The following is a 7,283-nucleotide window of genomic DNA, read 5'->3' on the forward strand; positions in this document are numbered from 1 at the left end:
TGTGAGAAAGTCACGTATCGTTTTTACTAAACAATCAGTGAATAGGCAGCATGAAAAAACACCTAAGAAATGACCTGAATCGGGTCGATCTCTTAGATGCTTTTTGAGTGATACAAAAGAATGGGTTTCAACTTTTGTGCGTTTTATAAATGCAATACTCCAGTTGCAAATAATGCCAATGCCACTACTCCAAAAATCGATACTAACGAAAGCAATAAATAATCAAGTTTTGTCTGTGGAACAGCTTGCTGTTTTTCTTTTCTTGCTTTGAGATAAAATAAGATACCTGGTAAAAATAATACAAGAACGAGCATCACTTCATTGAAAGCGACAAATAGCATTGCCCAAATTTGAAAAGCACTTGCTAATGAGCCAACCAAGAACTGGACCCATTCTTTTCTTTGATAAGATAGTTTCATTTGATACAATCCTAAGAATAACCACGTAAAGAAGATCGCTGCTGTTCCGAGGGTATAAGCAAAGTTATAGGCACTATCTGTAAACAGTAGCGAAAGCAAAAAGACATTTGTACATAAAGTCGTTAATACGATCGCATATGTGGGTGCGCCCTTTTTATTGACTTTTCCCCAACGCGCTGGCAATAAGCCGTCATCCGCCATATTGCGCATCGTTTCAATGGGTAAAATCGTCCAAGATAACCATACACCGACCAAGGAAATGATCAGTCCACCATTGATCACGACAGCTCCCCATTTACCAACCATCATCTCAAACACATAGCCCATTGCTGGTTGCGTTTGGATTGTTTGGAGTTCTTCCATCGTCATTGTACCGTAAGGCAACATCGAAACTAAAACATAGATCACGATCAATCCAAAAATTCCTAAAATCGTGGCTTTTCCGACATCTGATTTTTTCTTTGCTCGTGAACCAACCACAGATGCACCTTCAATTCCAACAAATACCCAAAGCATCACCATGATACAACTTAGTATTTGACTTGAGAAAGGAATCGGCTGTCCATTGGCATTCAAGATGATATCACTTGAAAAATTATTGATGAATTGTTGCAATGAGAACGTGCTGATAGCAACAATGATAAATAAAAATAGCGGAACTAATTTACAAATTGTCACGATTGCATTGACGTAACTGGCATTTTCGACTCCTCGATTGACGAGCCAAGCATATCCCCACAAAAATATAGTACTGACGATGACCGAGGCGACATTTTGCCCCCCATCGAATACTGGAAAGAAATAGCCCAACGCACTCATCAATAGCGTAGCAAATGCCACGTTTCCTAACCAGCAGGTCAGCCAATAGCCCCACCCACTGATGAATCCCGAAAATCGACCAAAGCCAGCTTCGGCATAGCTAAAAATACCACCTTCTAATTCTGGACGTTTCTTATTGATATTATTGATTGACAAAGAGAGCATCATCATGGACGTCCCAACTAATACCCAGCTGAACAATGCTGGGCCACCAGCCGATCCTGAGATGTCGGTCATAATACCGAAAACGCCACCTCCAATCGCTGACCCAATCACTAAGGCCGCTAGTGGGATCAATCCAATACCTTTTTTCTGTTGCTCTGTGTCCATGTACGCATCCTCCAAAATAAACCGCTTTTATGCAAAGTATAGCAAAACTTCGTTTCATTTATTTTTTTCTAAAAAATTCTAATTGAAATTTAATTGTAACTATTTTTTTCTAATTATACAAGGAAAGCGACCGCTTCTCTTCCTCTTCTTATCTACCCAAAAAACAAAAAAATGCTATACTGGATAAGAATGATTGGAGGACGATATCATGAATATCTTATATATCTCAATTTCTGGTAACACCCGAGGATTCGTCAAAAAATTAGCAGCATTTGCTGTGGAACAACATGAAAAAGATGCTTCACTTCCCTTAGTCCACCTGAAAGAGATCCATGAAAATAGCGACTTTGAAAAAGAAACTAAACCTTTCTTTGTGTTTGTGCCAACCTATCTAGAAGGAGGCAATGGCATTGACAGTGGTGACCAAGAGATTTTGACAGAAACCATGCGAGAATACTTGGAATATCAAGAAAATCATGCGCTTTGTCTTGGTGTTGTCGGTAGCGGAAATAAAAATTTTAACTATCAATATTGTTTGACAGCGAAACAATATGCTGAACAATTCGGCTTTCCTATGATAGAAGATTATGAATTACGTGGTACACCAATAGATGTTGAAAGAATCTACCATGCCTTAGTTCAACGATATAGAGCTTAATAAAAAGCGCAAAATCCTTTGATTTTGCGCTTTTTATTATTTTACACTTTCCACATCCATCACGGGTGTTTTTGCTGTTACTTCACCTGTATGTGTTAAAACAAACGTTAGGACATGTTCCATATTTGTCAGGAGAACCATCATAGCGGTTTCTTTTCCTGCCTCTTTGATCGCAGCTAGATCCACGTCCGCTATCATCGTATCTTTTGTGACAGCTTGTCCTTCACTCACTTTTATATCAAATGGCGTCCCACCTAGTTCCACAGTATTGACTCCCATGTGGATTAATAGCTCTAACCCATCAGCTGTTGTTAATCCGATGGCATGTTTCGTTGGGAAAATAGAGCTGATGATCCCAGAAGTTGGCGCATAGATATGACCATTCGTTGGTTCAACAAAATACCCTTCTCCCATCATCTTTTGAGCAAATACAGGATCACTCGCTTGTTCGATTGATTGCACTGTACCATCTGCTACTGCACATAATTGAACGGCTTGTGTTTGATTTGTTGAGTCAGTACTTGATGCTGTATAAACAGGTGCTTCTTCTGCTAATTCTTCTTTCGCTAATTGTTCTTTAGGAATCCCGAAAAAGAAAGTAGCTAAGAATCCGCCCGCATAAGCAGCTAATAATCCAAGGACGTAGCCAAACCATTTGCCATCTGAAATCAAAGGAATCAACGCTGCGCCAGAAGGTCCAATAGCAATGGCACCAATATTCCCGATCAAGCCAATCACCGCACCACCGATACCGCCTCCAATACAAGCAGTAATGAATGGACGACCTAAAGGCAATGTTACCCCATAGATCAATGGTTCACCAATCCCTAAAATCCCTACAGGTAACGCACCTTTGATCATTTCAGTCAATTCTTTGTCTTTCTTACAACGTACCCATAAAGCAAGCGCAGCACCAACTTGTCCAGCTCCTGCCATTGCTAAAATAGGCAATAATAATGTACGTCCTGTTTCATCGATCATTTGCACATGGATCGGAGTCAATATTTGATGCAAACCAAACATGACCATCGGTAAGAATAATGTACCTAATACAAATCCTGAGAAGGCACCACCCACACTAAGTACCCAATTGATCCCTCCTACCATACCATCTGAGATAAAACCAGCTAATGGCATGATCAAGAAAATCTCGATCAGCCCGATGACAATCAATGAAAGTGTTGGTGTCACAATGATGTCTACTGCATCAGGAACGATTTTGTGTAATTTCTTTTCAACGATCGAAAGCAACCAGACCGCAAAGATCACTCCGATGATCCCACCTTGTCCGGCAGCAAGTGGGGTTCCAGTAAACAGGTTCGTCAAAGGAGCTTCTGGATTCATCCCTGTCAACATGACAACCGCACCGATTACTCCACCAAGTGTTGGCGTTGCGCCAAATACTTGAGCGGCATTGATCCCAGTATAGATGACAAGATAACTAAACATCCCATTTTTAAGAATGTTCATGATGTCAATGTACTGTTGCCATGATGCGCCATCGATGGTTCCGGCTGTCACAAGGTTTGTCAATACTGCGGCAATCCCTGCAACGATCCCTGTACCAACAAAAGCTGGAATCATTGGGACAAATATATTCGAGATATCTTTTAAAATAGATTTGATTTTTGACGGTTTTTGTTTTGATTTTTGTACGTTCTTCATCTCTTGGGCACGTTCGTTGACCTTGTCTTTCCCTGATAAACCAGTTGTAACATTAGGGTTTCCAGGAATTTTTTCACCTAGTTTGACTCCTGCTTGGTCAACCATTTCTTGTGCGACTTTGTTTACTTTCCCTGGTCCGATGATGACTTGTAACTGTTCGTCCTCAACTACCCCTAACACGCCCGGTATCGCTTTCAATTTCGCTACGTCGACCAACGATTCATCAATGACCTTCATCCGAACCCGTGTCATGCAATGGACAACGCTGTCTACGTTGCCCATGCCACCAGCCCCAGCATAAATTTGTTTTGCCAGTTCTGTCAAAGTCAATTCATTTTTTGCCATTTCCTTTTCCCCCTTACAACGTTCGTTTTACAAAGCCGTCTGCCTCAGCTAGTTTTCTTTTTGCTGTCTCTTTGTCACTATTCGTCAATAACATAACGATCGCTAGTTTAACATTTTGTTCCGCTTCATAAAAGTATTTTTCTGCTGTTTCATAATCCACTTCTGTTGCTTCCATGATGATTCGCTTTGAACGTTCGACTAATTTGTCATTTGTTGGCTTGACATCGACCATTAGATTATTGAATACTTTTCCGATACCGATCATACTGATTGTAGAAATCATATTTAAAATCAATTTCTGTGCAGTTCCAGATTTTAAACGTGTCGAACCTGTTAAAAATTCTGGTCCGGCATCTACCTCAATAGGAAAATCAGCATGTTGACTGATTTCAGCTTCTTTATTACAAGAAATCGTGGCCGTCTTTGCGCCGATTGAACGAGCATAGTCTAAGCCACCAATCACATAAGGCGTGCGACCGCTTGCCGCGATACCTACGACCAAATCATTTTCCGTCAAGTTCAACTGGATCAAATCTTCTTTCCCTAACTCAAGTGAATCCTCTGCACCTTCAACTGCGACAGTCATAGCCGCTTCACCACCTGCAATCAAACCAACGACCATTTCAGGCTCTACACCAAATGTAGGAACACACTCGGCTGCATCCAGTACACCCAATCGTCCACTTGTGCCAGCGCCCATGTAGATCAAGCGTCCATTTTTTTTGAAAGAAACAATCGCGGCTTCAATCACTGGTTCAATACTTGGTAGTTCTTTTGCGATAGCTGCCGCCACTTCATGATCTTCTTGATTCATCAAGCGAGCGGCTTCAGAAACACTCATCTCATCCAAACCAAATGTCTTTTGATTTCTACGTTCCGTTGTTAATTTATCTAAATCGATCGTCATTTCTCAATTCCTTCTTTACATTTAAATTTATAAATCATTCCTGCATGGATTTGTTGGATCAATGGCAAATCAGCCGAGATCACTCGTGCCACACAATTGACTTTTTCATCTGCTGGTAAATCTTCTTTCATTAGTTGGATTTCACCCATATAGCGAAGATACGCTTCATTATCTAACGTGACCGTACCTGTTTTCCGTTCATCTGTTAGTCGAGCAGGAATAGGAGGGATTTCTCTAAATCGTGCATCTGCACTACGTACCACAGCTTTAGCTTCATCTTGTCGATTCGTATGTGTACCTAAAATGATTGGACCAAATGTTGGGTCCAACAATGTCACATGCAATAAGATACCACCTGTTTCTTTATAATACGAAAATTGTTCCTGCGTGGTCAGCGATAGCCCACCGTCACCAATATAGATCAGATCCGTTCCACATGAAGCTAAGTCTAGCGCTGCTGCCAAAGGATGTTGGTAACGATGTTCTTCCAATGTTGGAAGTCCTTTGTATAAAGGCCCTCTCAACACTTCATCTCCTGGTACAAATCCTTGAATCGTAAATCCTTGTTCTGCTAACCATTGATTTTTTCTTTGGTACCACGATTTGTCTAACCCTGTTTCTGGGCGCGGATAATAATTGTGCCAAGCTTCCATCTGAGTAAAATCAGCACCTGCTTCTTTTAATTCTTGCACATCTTGTTCAGTGATCGTGCTTGCATTCAAACTGATTTTCAATTGATGAGACCACTTCGCAATCTGTTGGTTCGACAGGTGATAATCCATCCGCAGACCTGTCACACCAATCTCTTTTAATGGCTCAAGATTTTCTAAGGAGAACCCTGCCAACTCTAATGCCTTACCCGATATATCTACCATCAACTCTAATCCGGTTGCTTTTGCTTCTTGGCCAAGTTCAGTCAAACGCCTTTTATAAGCTGAAGGATCATCTTCTGGAATATGCATGGATGTAAAGATACCAATAAATCCCTTCTCTGCCATTTCATGGATATACGTTTTCGTTTCTTCGGACAACTCTTGATTCATAAATACAGAAAAACCAAACATGTACTCTCCCCCTTACCATGTATCCGCATTCATTTATAAATTGATTATACTTCGTATGAAATAATTTTTCAACATAAATATAAAATATATTAAATTTCATTTCTTAATAGTGTAAAAAAAAACGAATCAATGAATTCATCTAAGCAACTAATCCAAAAAAGCCGAAAATAGTCCAACCTATTTTCGGCTTTTATAGATTATTCAGTTGATCAGTTCTGACAGAATCCTTTAATCAATTTATGTAAGAATAAGTTTTTTGTGTTTCTTTGACTAACCTTTGTCTAAGGCTTTTTCTTGTTCGTCTAAAGCTAGCGACACTTTGTTGCCAAATTGCCCTTTGAGGGTCTCCTTCAATCCTGTACCTGCTGAAGAAATCGTGCGTTTTGCTCTATTTGTCTCATTCTTCCCAGATTGATTTGTCGTTCTTATTTTCAATCCCTTCTCACTTTTCAGCGCGATTCCAAGTGAACGAGTTAAGCATTTCTCCATATCTTTCTGATATTTCTCCCACCATTGATCAATCGTTTCAATCATTTCAAACATCTCAAAACCTCCATTCTTTTTAATCCAATTGTGCCAGTTTCTTACGATAGACCTGCTCGTTATCTTCTAGGTCAAGCTGGATTTTCTTTCGTTGATGGCGCAATTCCGTCGACAGATCCTCTTCTAAACGAGAAATCATGATACGTCCATAGTCAAAGGCCTCTTGTGGTTCAGAAAAAGAGTGCAAAATCAATCGGAGATCTTTGTAAGTTGCTTCCGCTAGCTCATGGACTTTTCTTTCTGTTGCAATCAATGCTTCTTCTTGCTCTGATAACCCTCGTTTCGTTGCTTGATATGTTTCATAAAGCTGTATTTCCTGACTCAATTTTCCTCTCCTCCTTTTATACACCAAACAATTGATTCGCTAATTCTTTGTCACTTGTCACCATTTCATTGATTTTTCGGGTGATTTCATCGGCGAGCGTTTGAAACTGTTCCGACATCTGATCGATCTGGCGGATTTTATCTCTAAATTCCTGTGTTGGCTCATCGACAATCTCCCATTTTGTACAATTAACTTCGGCTAATGTTTC

General features: G+C 40.2%; 7 protein-coding genes and 1 pseudogene. 1 reads left to right on the forward strand and 7 read right to left on the reverse strand.

Features of this window, described 5'->3' with window-relative positions; translation table 11 throughout:
- Positions 1-143 precede the first annotated feature (143 nt).
- Positions 144-1,568 (reverse strand): basic amino acid/polyamine antiporter, encoded by a 1,425-nt coding sequence (locus ACH0AK_RS04535; RefSeq protein ID WP_023520116.1) that lies wholly within the window; start codon positions 1,566-1,568, stop codon positions 144-146.
- A gap of 208 nt (positions 1,569-1,776) precedes the next feature.
- Between ACH0AK_RS04535 and nrdI the strand changes: the two genes are divergently transcribed.
- Entirely contained in the window at positions 1,777-2,226 is a 450-nt protein-coding gene (gene nrdI, locus ACH0AK_RS04540; RefSeq protein WP_010734744.1) for a class Ib ribonucleoside-diphosphate reductase assembly flavoprotein NrdI, read from the forward strand.
- Positions 2,227-2,262: 36 nt separating this feature from the next.
- Here nrdI and ACH0AK_RS04545 read toward each other — a convergent pair whose 3' ends face one another.
- From ACH0AK_RS04545 to ACH0AK_RS04570, 6 genes and pseudogenes are all read right to left on the reverse strand, one after another.
- Positions 2,263-4,236 carry a glucose PTS transporter subunit IIA gene (locus ACH0AK_RS04545; protein ID WP_023520117.1) on the reverse strand — a complete coding sequence of 658 codons (1,974 nt, stop codon included), beginning with the start codon at positions 4,234-4,236 and terminating at the stop codon, positions 2,263-2,265.
- 13 nt (positions 4,237-4,249) lie between these two features.
- The gene (gene murQ / locus ACH0AK_RS04550) at positions 4,250-5,143 is read right to left on the reverse strand and encodes an N-acetylmuramic acid 6-phosphate etherase (RefSeq protein ID WP_023520118.1); all 894 of its coding nucleotides are present in this window, start codon (positions 5,141-5,143) and stop codon (positions 4,250-4,252) included.
- Positions 5,140-6,207 carry a DUF871 domain-containing protein gene (locus ACH0AK_RS04555; protein WP_023520119.1) on the reverse strand — a complete coding sequence of 356 codons (1,068 nt, stop codon included), beginning with the start codon at positions 6,205-6,207 and terminating at the stop codon, positions 5,140-5,142. The genes murQ and ACH0AK_RS04555 overlap by 4 nt, the downstream gene beginning before the upstream one ends.
- 270 nt (positions 6,208-6,477) lie before the next feature.
- Positions 6,478-6,750 (reverse strand): hypothetical protein, encoded by a 273-nt coding sequence (locus ACH0AK_RS04560; protein ID WP_010734740.1) that lies wholly within the window; start codon positions 6,748-6,750, stop codon positions 6,478-6,480.
- 19 nt (positions 6,751-6,769) lie between these two features.
- Positions 6,770-7,075 carry a hypothetical protein gene (locus ACH0AK_RS04565; protein ID WP_023520120.1) on the reverse strand — a complete coding sequence of 102 codons (306 nt, stop codon included), beginning with the start codon at positions 7,073-7,075 and terminating at the stop codon, positions 6,770-6,772.
- Positions 7,076-7,091: 16 nt separating this feature from the next.
- Positions 7,092-7,283, reverse strand: a pseudogene (locus ACH0AK_RS04570) (triacylglycerol lipase); the annotation flags it as partial.

This window comes from Enterococcus pernyi (genome assembly GCF_045371165.1).
GTDB lineage: Bacteria > Bacillota > Bacilli > Lactobacillales > Enterococcaceae > Enterococcus_B > Enterococcus_B pernyi.

Coding starts and splice junctions, on each gene's coding strand:
- ACH0AK_RS04545 (WP_023520117.1), bottom strand. CDS start 4,236: ATGGCAAAAAATGAATTGACTTTGACAGAACTGGCAAAACAAATTTAT.
- ACH0AK_RS04535 (WP_023520116.1), bottom strand. CDS start 1,568: ATGGACACAGAGCAACAGAAAAAAGGTATTGGATTGATCCCACTAGCG.
- ACH0AK_RS04555 (WP_023520119.1), bottom strand. CDS start 6,207: ATGTTTGGTTTTTCTGTATTTATGAATCAAGAGTTGTCCGAAGAAACG.
- nrdI (WP_010734744.1), top strand. CDS start 1,777: ATGAATATCTTATATATCTCAATTTCTGGTAACACCCGAGGATTCGTC.
- murQ (WP_023520118.1), bottom strand. CDS start 5,143: ATGACGATCGATTTAGATAAATTAACAACGGAACGTAGAAATCAAAAG.
- ACH0AK_RS04560 (WP_010734740.1), bottom strand. CDS start 6,750: ATGTTTGAAATGATTGAAACGATTGATCAATGGTGGGAGAAATATCAG.